Below are 22,825 nucleotides of genomic sequence, written 5' to 3'. Positions count from 1 at the left end.
AAAAGGCGGATTTGGGCTTTATGCGCGTTCGCCAACGACAGCGAAGCGCTGGTGTTCATGAGCCGCTGTTTCCATTTCATCGACAACTGCCACCGCGTAATCCGCATAGCTGATATAGCTTTCCTGATTGCTGTTAAGCGGCAGTACGTCATGGGAGGTGGAATAAGATCCGGTGCGTTTGCCCTCTGCATCAAAATTTACAGCCGGACTGATAAATGTCCACCGTATGCCGGTTGTCTGCTGAAGGTCCTGTAAATTCCGGCTCTGCCCGTTAGCGGTGGGCTTTACCGCTTCGGGAAATTCCGGCGTTTCCACGACGCGGGTGGTTTTTCCGTTATCGGTAAACAGGCTGCCGGCGCCGCCCACAACGATGAGACGGGGAGCTGCAACTTCCTGAATAATAGAAATCAGGTGCCGCCCGGCTTCTACATGTGCTTCTTCTTCCCCCAGTCCGGCTCCAAACGCATTCACCACCACGTCAAAGTCTGATACATCTGAAGCAGTTAAAGAAAAAAGGTCTTTTTCTTTTATATGCATGCTGCTCTCAGGAAGCTTCGAAGCGTCCCGGACGATGGCTGTCGTCTCTATGCCCCGGGCTTCTGCTTCTTTTAAAATATGTCTGCCCGCTTTTCCGGACGCTCCGATAATGCCTGCTTTCATACCTTTATCACACCTTTGTTTATAGTTTTTACAGCTGGCATATACGAGTAGAAAAGCTTTATACAAAGAGATGGGCAGTTACGTCCGCCAGGCTCTGCTTTTCCAGCTCGGCTTCCATAGCATTCTGTGCCCGCTTAAAGGATTCGTTGAGAGTGCTTTGAATATTTCGACCGACAGGACAGTCAGGGTTTGGGCTGCTGTGGGTGGAAAACAGCAGGTCCTCCTGCTGAACCGCCCGGTAAATATCAAGGAGCGTAATATCTTCCGGCGCTTTGGTGATTAAAGCACCGGAGATGCCGGCCTTCGTCTGCAGCAGGCCTGCCTGCTTTAGCATACCTGAGATCCTGCGGATAACGACAGGGTTTGTATTGACACTCGCTGCCATGTAACTGGAGCTTAGTCTTCGCTCCGGCTCACTTGCAAGCAGCGAAAGAATATGAACAGCGACAGAGAATCGTGTATTTATCATTGTTGTTGATCACCACCTGTAACTTAATGGTTTCAAAACGATCATAAAATAGCAGCTTATAAAAGTTCAGTACCATTTCTTATTTCGGCTTCCTGGCTTCAAAATTGAACGATGTTAGCCAAGTGCTTTTAACTATACCCATTTTCATCAATAATAGAACCAGAAATCGAGATGGGCCGGATCTCCTGAAAGGAGCAGTGTTCAGTGCTCGGCGTTTTCCGGTTCTACGTGCACGTGGACGTCATGTACACCGTGCTGCTCGATTAGAGCGTATTCGACTTTTGTAGCTGTGTTGTGTGCTTCCTGGATATCGAGTGAAGGATCCACAAGAATGGTAATATCCACCACGGTGTTGTTCCCGTAATTTCTTGCTTTAATATTCCGGACTTTCTGCACGTCGTACAGCTTGGAAATTGTTTCCCGGTAATCTTCAATTTTATTTTCATCGAACCCGTCGGTGAGCTGCAGGGCTGCGCCACGGAAAACATCCCAGCCTGTTTTAATAATTAATAAGCCCACAAGAGCAGCTGTCAGTGGATCGAGCCAATACAGCTGAAACTGAGCACCAATAATGCCAATAACTGTGCCGATACTCACCATGGCATCGCTCCAATTATCCTTAGCTGCAGCCATAATAGAGGGACTGTTAATTTTTTTGGATAAATTTTTGTTGTAGGTGTACACACCAAACATACAGACGGCGGCAAAAGCGCCGACAAATGCAGAAATTAAGCCGGGCGGCTCGGACGGTCCGGCGAGAATAGACTGCACCGCGCTCACAAATACCTGAAGACCGACAGCAAGCATAATAAAAGAAGTAAACAAAGAAGCCACCATTTCTGCTTTCCAGTGGCCGTAAGGATGGTCAGCGTCCGGCGGCTTCTGGGAATAGCGGAGGCCGAACAAAACAGCGATCGAAGCGATAGTGTCTGTTAAATTATTTAAACCGTCGGCGCGCAGGGCCGCAGAATTAGCCAGCTGGCCGACAGTGAGCTTTAAAGCAGAGAGAAATAAATAAGCGAAGATGCTGATGATAGCTCCCCGCTCTCCGCGTTTTAAATTACGAATACGTTCATCATTCATATGACCGGTCTCCTTGCGCAATTGATCGATCTATAGAGTAGCAGGAAAGCTGCCATTGAGTCTACAGCAACGTTTTTCTACAAAGGTATAAAAATGACTAAAGGGAAAGAAAGTTGCTTGATCGCAAAATACGTAATAATGTATAAAGTATAAGCTTTTTGTTCCCAATAGTCTGTAATATTTGTTATACTAAACCCATCAACCAGTTATATAACAATGAACCATTCGTTATGCTTGGGTGAACCGTGGGAAGAACCTATTAGCAGTAACGGGTGGCATCAGCTATCAAGGAGGCCAATAGAATGGTTGAAAGAAATGCAGACGTAGAAGAATTTTTAAATTCGCTCCCGGAACAGCAGAGTTCGATATTCCGCTACATGCGAGATGAGTATGAAGCATTGGCAGAGCGGGGGGAGCGGTTCGACGAAGCTAAGAATGACGAACATGTAGAAATTCTGGCCAGTAAAAAATTCGACGTCTCTCCTTTAGAAGCTGGCAACATTTACGCGACAGTAGAATCGCGTATTAATGCTTTTGAAGCTCTGCGTTCTTCGTAAAAAAACTCTAAAAGACCAACGACGAAAAAAACCTGCTGGCTCAGCAGGTTTTTTGTGTAGAGAAGCTGGAAAAAGATTGGTTTTGCTTAAATAATTCTCTGTACTGATAGGTCCGCCGTTCAGAAATAGCTGTTAAGAAGAGCAATCTTTCTGATACAATATACCCGTAGCTTTCATTAGAGGCGGAGGAACAAGGCATGAAAACGATCTTTTGCAGTCTGCTTTTTGTTATAGGGGCAGCTTTACTAATCAATGCATCATTTTTTGCACTTCCGCAAAAAACCGTAGCATCCCTTTTGACTCACCAGGATGAACCGAAGAATGCAGACGTTATTATTGCTCTCAGCGGTGATTTTGAACGTTTATACACAGTAGCTGATTTAATAGAAAAAGGCTATGCGGATAAAGTGATCTTAACCAATGGAGAAGATGGCAGCTTTAATGAAAATCTGGCTGTGCGGGCAGGAATACCTGAAGAATCAATTATTATGGAAAATCAGGCAGTCAGCACTCATGAAAATGCTGTTTATTCAAAAGAACTTATGCAGGAGCGGAATTTTGATTCTGCCCTGGTAGTAACGAGTGACTACCATATGAAACGGACCAAAATTCAATTTGATGATGTGATGGCAAATACGGGTATTACTCTGGATTACGTCCCTCATGTGCATGCGGAGGAAGCCTGGGGGCCCAAGCACGTACAGCTTTGGAAGGAATTTTATAAACTGACGGGTACTATAGGGATCGAATCGTGGGACCGTATGTCATAAAAAAACGAGCAGAAAGTATCTGCTCGTTTTTATTTGCTTAAGACCGGACAGAGCCGTGAGGGTCAATAACGAATTTCTTCGCCGCTCCTTTATCAAAGTCCTGGTAGCCTTTAGGTGCGTCATCCAGCGAGATCAGCGTGGCATTTACTGCTTTGGCAATCTGCGCTTTATCGCTTAGAATCAATTTCAGCAAATTGCGGTGGTATTTCATGACCGGAGTTTGTCCGGTAACGAACGTATGGGCCTTTGCCCAGCCTAAGCCGATACGGATTTTCAGGGAGCCCTGCTTGGCGTCATCGTCAGAAGCACCTGGGTCCTCTGTCACGTACAGCCCCGGGATACCCAACTGCCCGCCGGCTTCGGTGACCGACATGATCGAGTTCAGCACGGTCGCCGGGGCTTCCTTCGCGTCGGGCCCGTGGCCGGATGCTTCAAAGCCAACGGCATCAACGGCGCAGTCTACTTCCGGTATACCGAGGATCTGCTCAATCTGCTCGCCAAGACTGTCATGCTTTGTTAAGTTTACAGTTTCGCAGCCGAAGCTTTCTGCCTGCTTCAGGCGCTGTTCATTAAGGTCACCGACAATAACAACGGAGGCACCGAGAAGCTGTGCTGAGTGAGCGGCTGCAAGTCCTACAGGTCCTGCACCGGCGACATACACAGTCGAACCGGGACGTACACCTGCAGAAGCGGCTCCGTGAAAGCCGGTTGGGAAAATATCTGAAAGCATGGTCAGGTCCATGATTTTTTCCATCGCCTGTTCTTTATCCGGGAAGGCGAGCAGCTGAAAGTCTGCATAAGGAACCATAACATATTCAGATTGACCGCCTACCCAGCCGCCCATGTCTACATAACCATAAGCGCCGCCCGGTCGCTCAGGGTTTACGTTCAAGCATATATGAGTTTTCTGCTCTTTACATAATTTACATCTGCCGCACGCTACGTTAAATGGTACAGAAACAAGATCGCCTTTTTTAATAAACTCTACGTCGCGTCCCACTTCCACTACTTCCCCTGTAATCTCATGTCCAAGAGCCAGTCCTTTAGGTGCAGTTGTACGGCCGCGCACCATATGCTGGTCGCTTCCGCAAATATTTGTCGTCACAATCTTAAGAATAACACCGTGTTCACATTTCCGTCCTGCGTTAGACGGCGGGACTCCGGGGCCTTCGTGAAGTACTAAATCAGGATAGCCAATGTCTTGAATTTCAACGTTACCAGCACCTTGATAAACCACTGCTTTGTTGCTCATCCTTTGATTCCTCCTCATAGTAGTGAAGTAGGAGCGCTTACGCCCTACCCCCAGTGTATTTGATAAAACGTTTTCAAGAAAGTAGGCACTTTCTTGTTTGTTGCTTTCCGCTATGATACTATGTATAAAAAAGGGAGCGCTTTCATATGATGGATCCATTCCAGGCACATTGCGAGATGGAAGTGACGCTGGCTGTAATTAGTGGCAAATGGAAAGCAGACATTGTTCGGATACTCTCCGATGGTACTCCACGCAGATACGGCTTTTTTCAGAAAAACCTCCCTGAAGTTACCCCGAAGATATTGACTAATCAGCTGCGTGAACTCGAAAATGCGGGTATTTTGACACGTGCCATTTATCCAGAGGTGCCGGTGCGGGTAGAGTACCAGCTTACGGAAGCCGGAATGGGTCTTCTCCCGATTTTAGAAGCGATGGAAAGATGGGCTCAAAGCTATACGAAAAAAATTTAGTGAATTGGTTGTAAAATACAGCTTAGCATCCCCTTTTATATATAGAAGCCGCAATATACCGGCTGACTATATGAAAAAGGGGATGTTTTAATGTTTCAAGAACTGCCTCAGCTCGTCGACGTCAGGGGAAGCGTGAAAAGAAATGGTTCTTACCAGAAGCGGTCGCTATCACAGATTACAGGAATCGCAAGACACCATTCAGCAACCACAAGTGGTGATGCTTTTTCCTTTGCCAATTATCATGTGGATTCCCTCGGCTGGCCAAGCGTTGGTTATCATTTTGTAATTACGAGAGACGGGACGATTCAATGGGCCAATGGAATCGACCGGATTTCATATCATGTGGGAAACAACAATACGCCGTTAATAGGTATCTGCCTGGTGGGAAGCGGTTCGTTTACCGAAGCACAGGAACGTTCGTTTTTTGATCTTCAGGCAGCACTTCGGGGGACAGAAGGAGTTGGTGTTTCCATCAGTAATATGAAAGGCCACCGGGAATATCCCGGCCACTCCTCAAACACATGCCCGGGCATCGATATGGATAGTGTAAGGAAGGCGGTGCGCGAGGGCCATCCAGTAGGGGAAGACTTGACTCCGACACTTCGTCCCGGTGATAACGGTCCGGCAGTCGCCCGGATGCAGCAGATGCTGCTTGATGCAGGGGAAAAACTGCCGCTGTACGGCACAGACGGAGATTTTGGAGACGAAACAGAAAACGCAGTCCGCTCCTTCCAGGATTCGCAAAATTTAACCATAGACGGCATTGTTGGCCCGAACACATGGGAAGCTCTCGAAAACTTTGCAGTGAAAGGAAAACTTGCGGTAGTCCTTGCCGAGGTGCTGAATGTACGCTCCCGTCCATCCTTTGATGCTGACGCCGTAGCGGGAACGGTCAGTCAGGGAGAAGCATTCACCATCACGGAAAAAGTGAAGGTGGACGGAAGCAGTACTGAAATGTTCCGGTTAAAATCAGGTTTATATATCACTGCTCATCCAGGCTATGTACAGGTGAAGTAAAAATGTTTGGGAGGTGGGTGCCATAGAGCATCCACCTTTTTTCCTGTTTTTTTCTTTTTTATAATATATATCCAAACAAATAGCTTTTATCTATATAATGGGCATTATGCGGCGGTAAAAAACAGAATATTCCGATCAGATTTTGACACCGCATGCATTTTGAATTGAAGGGAGTGCAACTATGCCAAGAAGGAAAAAAATCGGGCTGATTCTGGGACCGGGCTTATTTGCTTTACTTTTTTTCATCCCATCGCTTACCGGTCTTGAAAGCGAACCGAGAGCAGTACTTGCCGTTACAGCCTGGGTAGCTTCCTGGTGGATTACAGAAGCCCTGCCGATACCGGCTACCTCTCTGCTGCCTATCTTTCTGCTGCCAATCACAGGAGGGGCGGATGAAGAGACAGCAACCATGGCGTATGCCGACCCTATTGTTTTTATGTATATGGGTGGTTTTACCATTGCTCTTGCGATTGAAAAATGGAACTTACATAAACGGATCGCGATGACAATTATTTCGTTTGTCGGTACTGGAAGTCAGCGCATTGTGCTGGGCGTTATATTGGCGACTGCTTTGCTTTCCATGTGGATTTCAAATGCTGCGACGGCGTTAATGATGCTGCCGATTGCACTGGCGCTGATTAAAGAGGTGAAGGATAAAGATTTCTTTGATGAAGTATCCTTGAATCGTTTTGCTAAGGGACTGCTTCTTTCAGTAGCGTATGCGGCTTCTATCGGCGGGCTGGCGACATTAATAGGGTCAGTGCCCAATGCTGCTTTTGCAGCCGTAGCTTCTTCCAATCTGGATCGTACGGTTACCTTTGCCGAATGGTTTTTGTTTGGTTTTCCTTTAACGGTTATTTTGTTGACCGGTCTTTATTTTTATTTAACGAAAATTCAGTTCCGTGTGAAAGCGCAAAAGGACATTTCAACAGATTTTGCCAGGAACCAGCTAAAAGATCTGGGACCGATGTCGTTTGAAGAAAAATCGGTGCTGACAATCTTTACAATTGTCGGTTTTCTTTGGATTACAAGCGGATTTATTCCCGAAGCCTATCGTCTGTCTGATACTTCCATCTCAATTATTGGAGCCACGTCGATGTTTTTGCTTCCGGCTAAACAGGAAAGAGGCGGGCTCATGGTATGGCAGGATATGAAAGAGCTTCCGTGGGGCCTGCTTCTGCTTTTCGGAGGCGGCTTGTCTCTCGCGGCTGCGTTTGAATCTTCGAATTTAACAGGATGGTTTGGGGAGCTGTTGGGTGGACTTGAAGTGCTTCCTTTTGTATTAATTTTAATAGTTCTTGCTGCCATTGTATTATTTATGACAGAAATCATGTCCAATACGGCCGTATCGAACATGCTGATGCCGATCAGCATCGGCCTTGCGATGGGAATTGGGGTAGACCCTTACGCCATTATGGGGATCGTGGCTCTCACTGCCAGCTGTGCCTTCATGCTTCCCATATCGACTCCACCTAACGCTGCGGTTTTCAGTTCAGATTATTTAACCATCGATGATATGGTCAAGGCCGGATTTTGGATGAACATTGTCGCTATTTTTGTTATCGTGGCATTTGTTTATTTCTGGCAGCCGGTCGTATTGAATTATTAATCGGCTGGAAAGGGTTATTTTATGTACACATATGATAAGAGTATCTTAGAATTTCTTTTTCCATTTGTGCTTATATTGATTGTTTGGTTCATATTCGACGGACTGCTGCGGCGGAAAACCAAATTCCCTTATAAAAATAAACCGAAGCGTCGAAGAAGTAAATCAGTAATTATAGCAGAGAAGCTTTTGGAATGGACAGGGACGGCGTTTGTATTATTTTTTACCATTAGCTCAGGAGACTTTTTAATATGGCATTTGATTTTTCTCGGGATGCCTTTGGCTTTAGTGCAACTAATTCAGGGAATGGAGCAGCGGGAAAATGTACCGGAATCGAAAGCCCACTGGCATTCGTTTTTAGGGGCAGTATTTACTGCAGCTCTGATTTCCCGGGCGCTTGTGTTCCTTTACTAACTTCTACTAACTTCTAAAAGGTCAATATCCAGTTCAATTAAAAAACCGCCCTCTGCAAGCATGCAGAAAAGCGGTTACTTAAAATATGAGGGTATTAATCGATTGATTTTGCACCGATGTAATGCTCTTCCCAGTAGTCACTGGTGGTATCGGCTGTTTCCACCCCGCCTGAGCCGGAATGGATCATTTGGTCGTCTCCAATGTATATGCCGCTGTGCGAAGCGCCTTCTGTGTCATACGTGCCTTCATAAAAGACAACGTCGCCAACGTTTGGCTCTTCTACGAATTCCCCGTTGTTCTGCCAGATGCCTTCATGGGTTCTTGAAACGTCTGTGCCGTTTTCTTCAAACACGTAATTGATAAAGCCGCTGCTGTCCAGGCCGCTTGCTGTAGTTCCGCCCCATTCATAAGGAGTGCCTAGTACGCTTTCCGCGGAATCGACAAGGCCGGAATCAGAGGCATTGGCTGATGTGCTTTCAGTGGAAGGCTCCGAAGATTCTTCTGAAGACGCGGAAGCAACTTCTTCGCTTTCATCATTATTTTCACTGTTCCCGCTGCTGCTTTCTTCTGTGTCACTGCTTGCCCCGGAGGAGTCTTCTGCTTCATCCAATGCTCCCATTGTTTCAGGGCCTGCGATGCCATCTATGCTTAAATTATTTTCTGTTTGAAATGCTTCTACAGCCTGTACAGTTTCATCATCATAAGTACCGTCAGCTTCGGAGGTATAGTAATCAAGATCGCTTAAAGCCGACTGAAGAGATTCTACACTGCTGCCGGTATCGCCAAGATAAAGCAGAGTGTCCTCATTAGATTCAGTTTCGTTTGCTGTATCAGAAGAGTCGCTTTGGCTGGAAGTGCTGCTTTCGTCTGACTCAGGGTCAGCGAAGGCATCAGCGTTTCCGCTTAAAGCCGGTGTTAGAGCTAAAGCCGTTACGACGGCAGAGGATAATATATATTTTGGTGCTTGCCTGTTGGATTTAAACATTCAGGTTCCTCCTCGTGGTGTAAATCAATTTATCGAACCACGAGTAAGTGTAACAAACAGAAAAATACGGGAGGTTTCATCCAGATTACGTTTTAATAACGTTAATTATAAAATAGGACATAATTAATGATTACTTCCTCGTTAATGTAGGTGAAAACGGCGGGAGGAAAGAGAGGGTCATTTTCAGTCTCTGTAATATTTTTAATAAAATGAATATTGCGATTATTCATATGGCTACAATTTTAAAAAGGGAGGTCGAACAATGGAAAAAGCAGAAAAGAGGCCGTTGAGAGAAAGAGTGAGGGTGCTTGGCCCGGGAGTAATTGTAGCAGCGTCGTTTATAGGCCCGGGAACGGTAACGACGGCTACAGGTGCTGGAGCTTCTTTTGGCTTTGCCCTGCTATGGGCAGTAGTTTTTTCGATTGTCACAACCATCATACTTCAGGAGATGTGCTCGCGGCTGGGAATTATTACAGGAAAAGGTCTGGGAGCGGCGATAAGAGACCAGTTCACAAACCCGCTGCTGAAATACGGATCTATGTGGCTCATGATTATTGCCATTGTATTCGGCTGTGCTGCCTATATAGCTGGTGACTTACTTGGTACTTCGTTAGGGTTAACGACACTGACAGGCGTTTCTGAAAATACGATCGGACCGATCGTAGGAATCGTTATTTTGTTGATCGGCCTGAGTGGCAGCTACAAGTTGATTGAAAGGGTCATGATAGTATTAATTGCGGTCATGAGTGTAACGTTTGTGACCACAATGGTCACGGCCCAGCCTGATCCGGGAGAGCTGTTTCAGGGAGCCTTTGTTCCCTCTATTCCAACGGGAGCCATTATTACAGTGATTGCCATTGTTGGCACCACAGTTGTTCCTTATAATTTATTCCTTCATTCAGAGAACGTGAAGGAACGCTGGAGTGAGCCGCGACATTTAAAGGAAGCGCGTCTGGACGTGTTTTTGTCAATTGGTTTGGGTGGTTTAATTACAGCTGCGATTTTAATCACATCCGGTGCGACAATCCGCGGACTGGAAGTGGAGTCCGTGGCAGACCTTGCTTTACAGCTTGAACCGCTGCTCGGAAGCTGGGCTACCGCTTTTATCAGTATAGGCTTATTCGCCGCCGGTTTTTCTTCCGCGCTTGCATCACCGCTCGGAGCAGCGGTTACCGTCAGCAGCGTATTGAAGTGGGAGCGCGGGATGAAGAACATCCGCTTTAAACTGGTCTTTTTGTCCGTGATGGCCATTGGAATTATTTCCTCCGGACTTGGCTTCGAGCCGCTCGATGTTTTACTTTTTGCTCAGGCATTGAATGGCCTTATTTTGCCCTTTGTCTCCATTATGCTTTTAGTTATTATGAATAACAAAAACCGGCTTGGCCATTATGTGAACCATTGGAAGATGAATTTGGCAGGCGGAGTTATCGTTTTAGTCTGCATATTTCTCGGTATCTACAGTATTGTAGATGCGATTGTGAGCATCACCTCGTAAACCGACTGTTCTTCTCTCAGGAAAATATAAAGAATACAGCATAGGAGTGACGAGAACGGGAATAGATAGTACTAATCGATACGTAGCTCTGATCTGAACGAAAGCGCCGAAAATGTAGCAGAAGACGGGATAACGGTGAAAGGAGGGGCGTTTTATGAATCATTATGATTATGAAAAAAGGCTTGCTCTGCATAAACTTTCTCCGCCAGAGCTCCGCCTGGAATTCAATGCTGAAATCTTTTCATTTGAAACGACAGAGGACATGAGGGACTTTCCATATGAAATGATTGGTCAGGAACGGGCCGAGCGGGCCATGGAGTTTGGTCTTTCAGTAAGCCAGGCGGGGTATAATTTGTTTGTAGTCGGTCCGACGGGGACAGGGAGAATGACTTACACCCAGCACAGTGTGGAAAATCTGGCCCGCAAACAGAAGCAGCCGGATGATTGGTGCTACGTGCACAATTTTGATAATCCGGACCGTCCGGAAATGCTTTCGTTTCCGGCCGGCGAAGGCCAGCGCTTCCGGCGCGGGATCGAACAGCTTTTGATAAACATCGAGCGAGAACTAAAGACAGCCTTCTCAAGCGACAGTCATGAAAGACAGAAGCGGGAAATGTTTGAACGACTGCGCACAGAGATGGACGAGCTATGGAAAGAAACCGACCAGTTTGCGGTACAGCACCATTTTAAACTCGAGCGTATGCAGAATGGCATTAATAAAATTCCCCTTCAACGAGGTCAGCCAATGAACCGGGAGACGTATCAGCACCTGCTTGAAGCAGAAAAGGAACAGCTGAGGGCAAACGAAAAAATCGTAGAAGAAAAAGTGCAGGATGCTCTCCGGCGTATCGCCAAAATGGAGGAAACCTTCCGCAAAGATGTGCAGTTATTTATGACAAATACAGCTTCAGCCGCGGTACAAAAATTATTTGAGCCGCTCCGCAGGCAGTATGGGCATTTGCCAAAGGTTGAGGCGTATTTAACCGCATACGAACGGGACGTTGTAGAGCATTTTTACTTTTTTGCCGAAGGCCAGGGGCAGGAGGGTTCATCAGGGGCGCTTGAAGGAATGAGGGAAAAACAGTATCAGCGGTACGTGGTGAATCTGCTCGTCAACAACAAACATTTAAACGGGGCCCCGGTAATTTACGAATCCAATCCGACGTATCACAATCTGTTTGGCAAGGTGGAATACCAGGGACAGATTGGCAGCCTGGTGACAAATTTTACTTTCATTAAACCAGGAGCGGTGCATCTGGCGAACGGCGGCTACTTGATTCTTCAGGCCGCAGATTTGCTGCAGCACCCAGGCGCATGGCCAGGGTTAAAACGGATGCTTCAGACCGGACACGTGCATATCGAAAATTCCTATGAAGAGCGGGGACTGCTGCCAACTAGTGCACTTAAGCCGGAACCTATTCCCTTCCGGACAAAGGTTATCATCATCGGTTCCTATTATGTTTACGACCTGCTCTCGAGACTTGATGAGGAGTTTGATAAGCTGTTTAAAGTCAAAGTAGAGTTCGACACAGTCATGGCTAAAAACGATGAAAACAGCTGGAAAATGGCCAAGTTCGTTAAAAACTACGTTCAGGAAGAGGGCCTGCTGCCGTTCCACCGGGAAGCTGTAGCCAGAGTGATTGACTACAGCTCCCGGTTAATAGATGAACAGGGGAAGATGACCACCAGGTTTCAGGATATTACAAAGCTGCTCGTAGAATCCAGCCATTACGCGCTGCAGGAGGGAAACGCTTATGTCAGATCGGAGCACATTTTCCGGGCACTAGAAGAAAAATACAGGCGTTCAAGTCACATCCCTGAACAGTACCGGGAGAAAATTCACGATGAAACGATTATGATTCAAACGGAAGGCTACCGGGTCGGGCAGATTAACGGACTGGCCGTTATGGGCACAAGAGACTCCATGTTTGGCATTCCAACGAAAATTACGGCTCAGACGTACGTCGGAAAAAGCGGGTTGATGAACATTGAGCGGGAAACGTCTCTCAGCGGTCAGATTCATCACAAGGGCATGATGATTTTGACCGGGTTTCTTTCCGGCCAGTTTGCTAAAAACCGTCCTATTCCTTTATCAGCGAGTATTACTTTCGAGCAGACCTATAGTTTGATCGACGGCGACAGCGCTTCAAGCACAGAGTTGTACGTACTGCTTTCCTCTTTGGCAGAAGTGCCTATTTACCAGGGCATAGCAGTAACCGGCTCGGTCAATCAGTGGGGAGAGATTCAGCCGATCGGAGGTGTGAATGAAAAGATCGAAGGATTTTTTCAAATTTGCCGGGAAAAAGGGCTGAACGGCAGGCAGGGTGTAATTATCCCGAAGCAGAATGCCCGCAATTTGATGCTCGATCCAGAGGTTGTGGAAGCGGCGGAAGCAGGAAGCTTCCATGTATGGGCAGTCGGCCATATTTCTGAAGGTATGGAAATCCTGACCGGTGAACGGGCGGGGGCCGTACGCCGCGAGGATGGAACCTATCCGGAAGGATCGGTATTTGCCCGCACAGAAGCCCGTTTTAACCGGATGTATGAGATGGAGTTCAGGCAGCAGGGCATGGAATAATAAGCGGAGAGCACAGCCTGGAAGCATGGCTGTGTTTTTTATAGAAATGAGGGAAATTATTCTTGACTTTTTATGTATGCGGTTTCATAATAAAAAACAAGTTGTCCATGAATACGTATTCACCAGGAGTTAAAAAATGATTTCTTCCAAAGAAGTTGCCAGAGAAGCAGGAGTATCCCAATCGACAGTGTCCAGGGTACTGAATAATTCAAACAAGGTAAGCAAGGAAAACGTAGAGAAAGTTACAGAAGCAATGAGAAAGTTAAACTACAGGCCGAACGCTATAGCCAGATCTCTGGTTAGTAAGCGTTCCAAAACAATAGCGCTTATATCGGGCCCATTGCATAATCCCTTCTTTGTAGAAACAACTTCGTCCATTGTGAACTACGCGAAAGAGAAGGGGTACAACACAAACGTTTTTTTTGAAAATAACGGAGACAATATGGCTGTATATGAAACGGTGCTCTCCATGCAGGTGGACGGTATTATTTTGTCTTCAGTGTTCATGAATGACCCTATCCTTCAAGAACTGCAGGCGTCTCAAATACCTTATGTAATGTTTAACCGTAAGCATAATGAAGGTGGGAATTTTGTTGAATTAAATAATTATCAGGCTGGAAAGATGGCTGCGGATCATTTGTATCAGCTCGGGCACGAGTATATCGGCTTTATTGGAGGGCCGATGTATACATCCACTTTTTACGGCAGATATTTAGGGTTTACAGAGGGCATAGCAGAACAAACCATGAAGACTGGTAAAGTATTTTTAAACGAAACTGACACCAGTGAAGAAGCAATAGCAGATGCCATTTTTAAAATGATGGGACGAAAAGAACGTCCTACAGCAATATTTGCTGCTACTGATGCTATAGCTATTACTGCCATGGATACACTCATGGAGCTCGGCTACCGGATCCCTGAAGATATTAGTATTTGCGGGGTGGATAATGTACGGATGGCCCGGCATCACGGATTTGAATTAACCACTATCGGTGCCCAGTCCAATAAAAATTTAGGAAGGCTTGGAATTGAACACCTTATTAATTCCATTGAAGCCGGAAAAGAAAATATGTCCCCAATCCAGGTTACCCTGGAGCCTGCTCTGTATCAAAGAAAGACGACGGGACCTCTTAAACCAGGCTCAGTATAAACTGAGCGGTTTAATTCCGCTTTCGAGAATACGTATTCACAAATATTGTTAGGAGGGTGAAGGATGAAAAAAGGTTTATTTTTATTAGCACAGGATAAGGCGGCTGCAAATTACTATCCAGTTTTTAATCCCCACACAGAAGATTTGATTGGAGAAGCAGCTGACGGCATGCCCTCCGAGATGAGCGAAGCAATAGAAAAAGCAGATGAAGCCTACAAAAAAATGAAAGCGTTAACATCAAACGAAAAAGCTGGGATTTTATTCCGTGCTGCAACGATCCTGCAGGGTAGAAAGGAAGAAGCTGCGAGGATTATCTCTCGGGAAGCCTGTAAACCGGTCACCGCTGCCCGCACAGAAGTCCAGCGGACGATTCAGACACTGCAGTTCTCGGGTGAAGAAACAAAAAGAATGAACGGAGAATACTTACAATTAGACGCTGCAGAAGGCGGCGAAGGACGGGATGCCTATACACTTCATGAATCAATCGGAGTGGTAGGAGCAATTACCCCTTTTAATTTTCCATTAAATCTTGTTACTCACAAGGTCGGACCGGCAATAGCGGCAGGGAACACTATAGTGGTTAAACCAGCGGAGCAGACGCCATTTTCAAGCCTGCTGCTGGCAGAGATATTAAGTGAAGCAGGTCTTCCTGCAGGAGCAATAGCCGTAGTTCCTGGAGATGGAAAAACATTAGGAGAGGTAATGCTTAAGGATGAACGGATTAAAAAAATATCTTTTACCGGCAGCCCGGAAATAGGAAAGCTGTTGAAAGCAGAAGCCGGCCTGAAAAAAATGACTCTTGAATTAGGAAGTAATTCGCCGATGTATGTGGATCAATCATGCCGCGGGGAAATCAGTGAAGTGGCTGAGAAATCAGTAAAGGGAGCATTCGCTTATAATGGACAGGTTTGTTTAAGTACTCAGCGTATTTATGTTCATGAAGAAATTTTTGATGATTTTATACAGGAATGCTCAGCAAAAACTGCTCTGCTTCAATTCGGAGACCCTTTGGAAGAAAGTACGGAGGTCTCAAGCCTGATTAATAAAAAATCACAGCAGCGTCTGTATGAATGGATTAAAGAAGCGGAAGCAGAGGGAGCGGAGGTTCTGACAGGAGGAGAGAAAATTGGTAATGGCTTAGAGCCAACGATTTTATTCAATGTTTCTTCTGCATCCTCTATATCCTGCAAAGAAGCCTTTGGGCCGGTGGTGATCATCAACAAAGTGAAAAACTCTGAAGATGCTCTGGAGCAAATGAATAACAGCCGGTTCGGCTTGAATGCGGGGGTGTTTACAAATGATCTGAAACAGGCTGTTGATATGGCGCATCGCATAGAAGCCGGGCAGGTTCTCATTAACGATGTACCCACTCTCCGTTTCGACCATATGCCTTACGGGGGAGTGAAGGATTCCGGCTATGGAAGGGAAGGGGTAAAATATGCTGTCGAAGAAATGACGGAACTAAAAATGATAAGTATAAAATACCGTTAAGGAGAGAGTAGTATGCAAATACAGACAATGAAAGGAAAGAAAAAAGAGTATTTGTTTACTTGTTATTATCCTAAATACGCAGCCGAATGGATTGTGACGTTTCAGACCCTGTTCGGCGAACGAACAGAAAAAATTGTTACCGCGGGAGACGGGATAACAAATCAGCAGGGAATTATAGACGGCCTGCCGGTCTGTGAAACCATCGAGGTGCAGAACGAAGAAATTATTCCATATGAAATCGAAAAGCAAAAATTTCAGGAGCAGGGAGAAGAGACATTAAGAAAATACTTTTTATATCAACGCCGTTCCTGGAAAGTTCCTGTGGTAAAGCGGGAGAAGACGTATACTTTTTATGCCCCTTACCAGGTTGAAAGTGCAAAAAAACTTAACAGCGATAAAGTGAAAGTAATGTTATACGAGGTAAGTTCAGAATCGTACGATAAATTAGAAAAATTTCCTATTATTCAGCAATTTTATCAAGAAAGGAGAGAATAAAATGAACTTCCTGATAATTATGGCCGTTTGTATAGTTGGCACCTGGGTCGGAATGGCCCTGACACTTTGGAAAACAAATATTCTAAAAGAAAAAGAATAGGGGGGGATTCTATGAATACACAAATTGTAACCTATTCCTGGATTTTTATGGCCTTATTTATACTAATGATGCTTTATTTCGGCTGGGTTGGAATGAAAAGAACGAAAACGTCAGAGGATTTTGCTACCGCAAGGTCAAGCTATAGTCCATTAGTAATCGCGTTAGTAATTGCAGCGGGCATATCCAGCGGCTCCACATTTATGGGGATGCCGGGACTTGCTTACAGTATCGGGACCCCGAGTCTCTGGTATCCGCTACTTTACCCTATAGCTACTGTCATTGGCATGCTTTTTGTAGCTAAGGTTATAAAGAAATATGGCGATGAATTCGGTACAAGAACGATTCCGGAATTTATTGGCGAAAGATACAAAAGTGATTTTTTGAGAATAGCACTGACGATTATTTCCATTCTGCTTATTTTTTACGTCGTTTCTCAATTTGTTGCTGCTGCGACAATGTTTCAAACTATGATGGGTGTTGATTACGGGGTTGGTTTAATTATCACAGCAGCAGTACTTGCTGTGTATGTATTTATGGGAGGATCGCACTCAGATATTATTACCGATGCTGTACAGGGACTTTTAATGCTGATAGTAGCCATTACAGTATTTGTTTGCTTTATGACGAGCGTAGGAGTTAATGGTGGCTTTACTGATATGCTGAACACAGTGAGTAATGAAAATCCCCAGGGCGGCTTTAATCAATTGTTTCTTCCCGGGGATAATACGTACGGAGCCTTTTGGCTGGTGGCTTTACTATTTGTAGCTCACTTGCCTTTTTCCGTGCAGCCACACCTTGGTAACAAGTTTATGGCTGTCAAAGGCAGTAAAGATATTAGAAAGCTGATTATGTATTGTACTATTTTTGCTACAATCCTGCCTTTAATGGCGTTGGGCGGAATGCTTGGAGTGGCCGTAGTCGGTGCAGACGCAGGTATTAGTCCCGACCAGATAATCCCGGTCCTTTTTAGTGAAATATTTCCGCCAGTAATTGCAGCATTTCTGGCAATTGCTGTGCTGTCTGCTGTAATGTCGACTTCGGACGGTCTGATAGTATCACTGACCCAGCTGCTCGCTAACGACTTGTATCGTAAAACGATTGTACCCAGAATTAATATTTCAAAAGCAAAAGCGGAACGGTATGAATTAATCATCAGTCGCTACAGTACATTTTTAGTGATAATTGCAGCAATATTTTTCGCCTGGTCTCCACCGGAGTTCCTCGCAGTCTTCATGTGGATCGGTATCGGCGGAATCATGGCAGCTACGGCGGGACCTATCGTCGTTGGCGGTATATGGGACCGCGCAAATAAAACAGCGGCTATTTCATCTTTAATAGCAGCAACAGTTGTATACTGGTTTGTGTATCTGCCAATTGGACTTAATTTCTCTAATCCGTTTGGGGCTGCTGGTATTGGAGTCATCGTCGGTATGCTCACGATGTTTATTGTAACTATAGCTACTACCGAATCCCCGAAGGAAAGTGGTTTAGATATAAAACAAAAACCAAATACAAGGAGTGGGAAAAATGTATAAATCGTTTGTTTCACCAATCAGAATTGTTTCAGGTAAAGGAGCAGTAAATGAAATACCAGCTTTACTGAAGTCTTATCAGGCAGAGCGGGTGATGGTATTTGCCGACCCGGGGGTCCTGGATGCCGGCATCGCATCCCCTCTGGAAGAACAGTTAAAAGAGGCTGGGGTGATATATGAAATATATTCCGATCTAAAGCCGGAGCCACCTGTAGAAATTGGGAAGAATGCCCTGCAGGCATTAAAATCATTTGATGCAGATTTTGTTATCGGAATCGGAGGAGGAAGCTCCCTTGATATCGCAAAGGCAGTTTCTGTACTGCATGGTAACGAAGGGTCCATTGAGAATTATTTAAACCTTTCAGGAGATAAAACTCTTACAAGCCGAGGGCTGCCAAAGCTTTTAATACCAACAACTGCCGGTACGGGGGCAGAAGTAACAGATATAAGCGTATTTTCGCTCGAAGGTACTAAAGACGTTATCACCCATGAATTTTTACTGGCAGACGTTGCTGTGGTAGATCCGGATCTAACGATGACGGTGCCGCCTAAGATTACTGCTGCTACAGGAGTAGATGCTCTTACTCATGCGGTGGAAGCATATATTTCTGTTAACAGCACTCCGCTGACAGATGCTCTCGCTTTGGACGCAATGGAAAGAATAGCGAAAAACATTCGTACAGCTGTATGGAACGGCAGTAATGAAGAGGCGCGTGCACAAATGAGCTGGGGGAGTATGACTGCAGGATTAAGCTTTTATAACGCAGGTGTTGCTGGTGTACATGCTTTAGCTTATCCGTTAGGGGGGTTATTTAAAATCCCTCACGGTGAATCGAATGCTGTACTTCTTCCCTACATCTTTGATTACATCTGGCCTTCCTGCATGGAAAAAATGGGAGTAATAGCAGAGCGGATAGGGGCGAATACTGAAGGATTATCAAAAAGGGAAGCCGCAATAGCGGGTGTGCGGGAGCTGAAAAGTATTGTTGAAGATGTAGGAATTCCTTCTACATTGGAGCAATTCGGGATTAAAGAAAGTGATCTCGTGAAGCTGGCTGAAAGTGGAGAAAAGCAGACAAGACTTTTAGCAAGAAGTCCGAAGCCGTATTCTTATCAGGATATTTTAGAAAGGTATGAAGCAGCTTACGCAGGTACTTTAGAAATTAACAAGTAAGTCACAAAAAAGGCCCTGTTCTTATAAAAGAACGGGCCTCTGTTTTATTCGCCGGTAATTTTTTCTACTGAATCGTTGAGCTGGTACTCACGGCCAAGCAGTGTAAAGTCACTCCATTTTGTATTATTTACGTAATAAAATTGTTCGTTTTGAACGGCTTGTGTATCAGCAAGCAGATCATCCACAAGCTCCTGGGACTGTTCTGTCGGCTCTCCCTGATCGGTCAGGACAAACAGATAGTCTGCCCCTTCTACGTAATCAGGCACAGTTTCAAGAGAAATGGCCTGGGTTTCTGTATTTTCTTCGACACCTTCTGTTGGTTCAAGCCCGGCGCCTTCATACAAACCGGCGAAGACGGATTGGTCGTGCACGTACACTTCCTTACCGATAAATTGGACGACAGCTGCAGTTGCATCTTCCGGCACGTCATTGTCTGCAAGTGTCTGTTTGGCTTCTTCGGCCTGTTGTTCATATTGGGTCAGCCATTCTTCGCTTGCGTCTTCTTCATTTAATGCATCAGCAGTATTCTGAAGCTGTTCTTCCGGTGTATCATCAAAAGAAGTCATATATACCGGAGCAATTTGTTCGAGCTGGTCGAGAGAGTCAGACTGATAATCCGACAAAAGAATCATGTCCGGGTCAAGCTCGTTGATCTGCTCTACGTTTGGCGTATCCCCGCCAACGCTTTCCACTCCTTCAAGCTGATCGCCGTACGTATCGAGGTAATACTCAGAGGTGCCTATCGGCTGTTCATCAAGTATCAGCATGTCTGCCACATTCTGCAGGGCTACGACGTTTTGCGGATCTGCCGGAATCTCTACTTCCCGGCCGGTCGGGTCCGTGACTGTTCTTGTTTCTGCTTCTGCATTTTCCCCGCTGTCTTCACTTTCTCCAGAATCTCCGGATGATCCGTTGCCGCAGGCGGCAAGCACAAACAAAAAGGCGAAACCTACTGCAAATAAAGAAATCCACTTTTTAACCAATATGTAAATCCTCCCAGTTGATAATAATAATCATTTGCATAACTATTATATGGTATTCATTTTATAATTACAATGTAAACCTTTGGAACTAAGCAAAAAATGTTGTTCATATATTTTTTTTATGAAAATGGAAGGGGGTGTGCTTTTATTTATTTAACGTTAAACTGAGGGTACTTTGTTTTTACGATTGTAAAACATACGAGGGAAACTCTGCGTACAGGAGGAAATTTTATGCGATTTGAACCGTCTGAACAAATCGAACGACTGCCGGAACAGTTTTTTGCTTCGCTTTCAAGAAAAGTCCAGACACTGAAAGAAGAAGGCAGGGATTTAATCAATCTGGGACAGGGAAACCCTGATCAGCCGACTCCGGCACCTATTGTGGAAAAAATGAGGAGTGCTGCTGAAAAGCCGGAATATCATAAATATTCCCCATTTCGGGGCTACGATTTTTTGAAGCAGTCCGCGGCTGATTTTTATCAGCGGGAATACGGTGTGACGTTGGATCCAAAAACGGAAGTGGCGGTTTTATTCGGTGCAAAAACAGGGCTTGTGGAGATCAGCCAGTGTCTCCTCAACCCGGGGGACACTGCTTTACTGCCGGACCCGGGTTATCCTGACTATCTTTCGGGAACAGCTCTGGCCAATGCAGAAACGGCTTTTATGCCGCTTAAAAAAGAAAATAGTTTTCGCCCTGATTTTCGGCAGATTGAAGCAGATGTGCTGAACCGGGCAAAAATGATGTTTTTAAATTATCCTAACAACCCGACTGCCGGTACCGCTACGGCAGAATTTTTTGAAGAAACGGTCCGGACTGCTGTACAGCACCACATTTGTGTCGTTCACGATTTTGCCTATGGGTCGCTTGGCTACGACAGCGAAAAACCACCCAGCTTTCTTCAGACCCCCGGGGCCAAGGAAGTCGGTGTGGAAATGTACACCCTTTCGAAAACGTTTAACATGGCCGGATGGCGTGCAGCTGTGGCGGTGGGGAATGCTTCAATTATAGAGATGATCAATAAAATTCAGGATCATTTGTATGTAAGTTTGTTTGGCGCGGTTCAGGAAACAGCAGCGTATGCGTTTGATCACGGGGCAAAGATGGCTGAAGATATACTAGCTGTTTATGAAAACAGAAGAAATGTATTTATTCAGGCGCTTCATGATCACGGCGTAGCGGTGCAGACACCAGGGGGCTCTTTTTTTGTATGGATGGAAGTGCCAGGAGGCTATACCTCCGCTTCGTTTACCGAAGAGCTGCTCGAAGAAGCGGGTGTAGTAGTCGCCCCGGGCCACGGCTTTGGCAGCATGGGGGAAGGGTACGTCCGCATTGGTCTGCTCGAAGAGGAAGAGCGATTAAAAGAAGCAGCTGAGCGGATCGCGGGTGTAGCCGCAAAGGTGAAATAAAGAAGCAGTTTAACTTTTTTATTTATCCATACTTTTGCTGATGGTCTTTTTTCCATGATAAATAGGTTTCGTCCTCCCGGGCTTTGATCCATTTTTCTTCAAAAATCCGGGCGGATTCGGCTTTTTCTTCATTGATCTGACGTTCATTCACGTTACCGTCTTTGTCGTATTTTTTGCCTCCTTTATAATTGGCGTACCGGCGTGAGCGCGTGTAACCCATCTGCAGAAATTTTCTTGCCATATCCATTCCGACGAAATCCTTTTGCTTTTTATACTCCAAAAATAATTCGTAAATCTGCCGGGAAGATTCCTCGGCAATGTCCGGGGTTTTAAACCTCCAGTACGGCAGAATTTCGCTTTTGTACGGTTCCACCATTAAAACGCCCTGTTCCCCGCGTCCTACACGGTACTTTTCTGGCTTTTCACGAAAATTAATACGGTCAAAATCTTCTTCATAGTTAAAACTCATAAGCATTCTCTCCTTTTTTGCCTTTGTTTTCTTTGCCCGAAAATGATGATAATTATGTGTGAAACTGCACCTTTGTTCAGGATTTATTTTTCTTGAAAAGGGGAATAAACAGTATGCATGGAAGAAAGAAGGATTTTTGAACATACACATCGAATCCTTGTGTTAGATGGAGGTTTTAAGATGGAATATATTGAAAATGTACGCAGCCAGCTTCTGGAAGAAATCGAACCAGTGCCGGAAGCAGATTGGAACATAAAAACAGACGCCACTGATTGGAGCGTGGCCCAGGTGGTCGAACACCTCCGGCTGTTTGAAGCCTTTGTAGGAAGAAGTATGAAAAGTGCCCTGGAAACAGAACCTACCACTAGGGCGGAAGAAAAGCCGATTCAAATGATGAAATACCGGCGCCGTCCGGCAGAAGCCCCGAAGGAGCTCCAGCCGGAGGACATGGAATATGGCAAGCAGAGCCTGCTGGAGGAATTGAAAGAAACAAGAGACTATATCCGTCACCTGGAGGAAAAACATACCAGTGAGGAATTAGCAGCACGTTCCATTTCGCATCCCAATTTTGGGCCTATGCCTCTTCATCAGTGGCTGGAAATGACCGGTCTCCACGAAGAGCGTCATATTGCTCAAATCCAAGATATAAAAGCAAGATTATAGACTGA

At 45.5% G+C, this 22,825-nt stretch carries 22 protein-coding genes; 15 read left to right on the top strand and 7 right to left on the bottom strand.

Features of this window, described 5'->3' with window-relative positions; translation table 11 throughout:
* Positions 1–18: 18 nt before the first annotated feature.
* From ACTRXG_RS10400 to ACTRXG_RS10390, 3 genes are all read right to left on the bottom strand, one after another.
* Entirely contained in the window at positions 19–660 is a 642-nt protein-coding gene (locus ACTRXG_RS10400) for an NAD(P)-dependent oxidoreductase (protein WP_474260849.1), read from the bottom strand.
* 58 nt (positions 661–718) lie between these two features.
* Entirely contained in the window at positions 719–1,129 is a 411-nt protein-coding gene (locus ACTRXG_RS10395; protein WP_474260851.1) for an Rrf2 family transcriptional regulator, read from the bottom strand.
* A gap of 201 nt (positions 1,130–1,330) precedes the next feature.
* Positions 1,331–2,212, bottom strand: coding sequence for a cation diffusion facilitator family transporter (locus ACTRXG_RS10390; protein ID WP_322526588.1), 882 nt, complete (start codon positions 2,210–2,212; stop codon positions 1,331–1,333).
* 302 nt (positions 2,213–2,514) lie between these two features.
* Here ACTRXG_RS10390 and ACTRXG_RS10385 point away from each other — a divergent pair, with 302 nt between their 5' ends.
* Positions 2,515–2,769, top strand: coding sequence for a hypothetical protein (locus ACTRXG_RS10385; protein ID WP_022794243.1), 255 nt, complete (start codon positions 2,515–2,517; stop codon positions 2,767–2,769).
* 197 nt (positions 2,770–2,966) lie between these two features.
* On the top strand, positions 2,967–3,539 hold the full coding sequence (locus ACTRXG_RS10380; RefSeq protein ID WP_474284865.1) for a YdcF family protein: 573 nt from the start codon (positions 2,967–2,969) through the stop codon (positions 3,537–3,539).
* Between the two features lie 37 nt (positions 3,540–3,576).
* Here ACTRXG_RS10380 and fdhA read toward each other — a convergent pair whose 3' ends face one another.
* Entirely contained in the window at positions 3,577–4,791 is a 1,215-nt protein-coding gene (gene fdhA, locus ACTRXG_RS10375) for a formaldehyde dehydrogenase, glutathione-independent (protein ID WP_474260853.1), read from the bottom strand.
* Between the two features lie 146 nt (positions 4,792–4,937).
* Here fdhA and ACTRXG_RS10370 point away from each other — a divergent pair, with 146 nt between their 5' ends.
* The 4 genes from ACTRXG_RS10370 (at position 4,938) to ACTRXG_RS10355 (ending at position 8,298) form a co-directional block, all read left to right on the top strand.
* Complete coding sequence (locus ACTRXG_RS10370) at positions 4,938–5,261, top strand: winged helix-turn-helix transcriptional regulator (RefSeq protein ID WP_474260854.1); 324 nt, start codon at positions 4,938–4,940, stop codon at positions 5,259–5,261.
* 90 nt (positions 5,262–5,351) lie between these two features.
* Positions 5,352–6,278, top strand: a complete 927-nt coding sequence (locus ACTRXG_RS10365; RefSeq protein ID WP_474284864.1) for a peptidoglycan-binding protein — start codon at positions 5,352–5,354, stop codon at positions 6,276–6,278.
* 181 nt (positions 6,279–6,459) lie between these two features.
* Entirely contained in the window at positions 6,460–7,887 is a 1,428-nt protein-coding gene (locus ACTRXG_RS10360; protein ID WP_474284863.1) for an SLC13 family permease, read from the top strand.
* A 276-nt stretch (positions 7,888–8,163) separates the two neighbouring features.
* The gene (locus ACTRXG_RS10355; RefSeq protein ID WP_474284862.1) at positions 8,164–8,298 is read left to right on the top strand and encodes a hypothetical protein; all 135 of its coding nucleotides are present in this window, start codon (positions 8,164–8,166) and stop codon (positions 8,296–8,298) included.
* A 94-nt stretch (positions 8,299–8,392) separates the two neighbouring features.
* Here ACTRXG_RS10355 and ACTRXG_RS10350 read toward each other — a convergent pair whose 3' ends face one another.
* Complete coding sequence (locus tag ACTRXG_RS10350) at positions 8,393–9,283, bottom strand: C40 family peptidase (protein WP_474284861.1); 891 nt, start codon at positions 9,281–9,283, stop codon at positions 8,393–8,395.
* Between the two features lie 262 nt (positions 9,284–9,545).
* Between ACTRXG_RS10350 and ACTRXG_RS10345 the strand changes: the two genes are divergently transcribed.
* From ACTRXG_RS10345 to ACTRXG_RS10315, 7 genes are all read left to right on the top strand, one after another.
* On the top strand, positions 9,546–10,778 hold the full coding sequence (locus ACTRXG_RS10345; RefSeq protein ID WP_474284860.1) for an Nramp family divalent metal transporter: 1,233 nt from the start codon (positions 9,546–9,548) through the stop codon (positions 10,776–10,778).
* Positions 10,779–10,932: 154 nt separating this feature from the next.
* On the top strand, positions 10,933–13,356 hold the full coding sequence (locus ACTRXG_RS10340) for a Lon protease family protein (RefSeq protein WP_474284859.1): 2,424 nt from the start codon (positions 10,933–10,935) through the stop codon (positions 13,354–13,356).
* A gap of 136 nt (positions 13,357–13,492) precedes the next feature.
* The gene (locus ACTRXG_RS10335; protein ID WP_474260861.1) at positions 13,493–14,506 is read left to right on the top strand and encodes a LacI family DNA-binding transcriptional regulator; all 1,014 of its coding nucleotides are present in this window, start codon (positions 13,493–13,495) and stop codon (positions 14,504–14,506) included.
* A gap of 63 nt (positions 14,507–14,569) precedes the next feature.
* Entirely contained in the window at positions 14,570–15,997 is a 1,428-nt protein-coding gene (locus ACTRXG_RS10330; protein WP_474284858.1) for an aldehyde dehydrogenase family protein, read from the top strand.
* A 12-nt stretch (positions 15,998–16,009) separates the two neighbouring features.
* Complete coding sequence (locus tag ACTRXG_RS10325; protein ID WP_474260864.1) at positions 16,010–16,492, top strand: hypothetical protein; 483 nt, start codon at positions 16,010–16,012, stop codon at positions 16,490–16,492.
* Between the two features lie 111 nt (positions 16,493–16,603).
* Complete coding sequence (locus ACTRXG_RS10320; RefSeq protein WP_474281264.1) at positions 16,604–18,127, top strand: sodium:solute symporter family protein; 1,524 nt, start codon at positions 16,604–16,606, stop codon at positions 18,125–18,127.
* Entirely contained in the window at positions 18,120–19,298 is a 1,179-nt protein-coding gene (locus ACTRXG_RS10315) for an iron-containing alcohol dehydrogenase (RefSeq protein ID WP_474284857.1), read from the top strand. Before ACTRXG_RS10320 ends, ACTRXG_RS10315 begins: the two co-directional genes overlap by 8 nt.
* 44 nt (positions 19,299–19,342) lie before the next feature.
* Here the strand turns inward: ACTRXG_RS10315 and ACTRXG_RS10310 are convergent, their stop codons facing one another.
* Positions 19,343–20,281, bottom strand: coding sequence for an ABC transporter substrate-binding protein (locus tag ACTRXG_RS10310; RefSeq protein WP_474281260.1), 939 nt, complete (start codon positions 20,279–20,281; stop codon positions 19,343–19,345).
* Between the two features lie 231 nt (positions 20,282–20,512).
* Between ACTRXG_RS10310 and ACTRXG_RS10305 the strand changes: the two genes are divergently transcribed.
* Positions 20,513–21,688: an aminotransferase class I/II-fold pyridoxal phosphate-dependent enzyme gene (locus ACTRXG_RS10305; protein WP_474284856.1), complete on the top strand. Its 1,176-nt coding sequence runs from the start codon at positions 20,513–20,515 to the stop codon at positions 21,686–21,688.
* A gap of 22 nt (positions 21,689–21,710) precedes the next feature.
* On the opposite strand, the gene ACTRXG_RS10300 is transcribed toward ACTRXG_RS10305, so the two are convergent.
* Positions 21,711–22,157 carry a DUF4385 domain-containing protein gene (locus tag ACTRXG_RS10300; RefSeq protein ID WP_474260871.1) on the bottom strand — a complete coding sequence of 149 codons (447 nt, stop codon included), beginning with the start codon at positions 22,155–22,157 and terminating at the stop codon, positions 21,711–21,713.
* 180 nt (positions 22,158–22,337) lie between these two features.
* Between ACTRXG_RS10300 and ACTRXG_RS10295 the strand changes: the two genes are divergently transcribed.
* A complete protein-coding gene (locus ACTRXG_RS10295; protein WP_474284855.1) occupies positions 22,338–22,820 on the top strand; it encodes a DinB family protein in 483 nt (160 codons plus the stop codon).
* The last annotated feature ends 5 nt before the right edge of the window (positions 22,821–22,825 follow it).

The organism is Marinococcus sp. LNSP9103-4, assembly GCF_056034345.1.
This window is presented reverse-complemented; position numbering and strand designations above follow the sequence as displayed.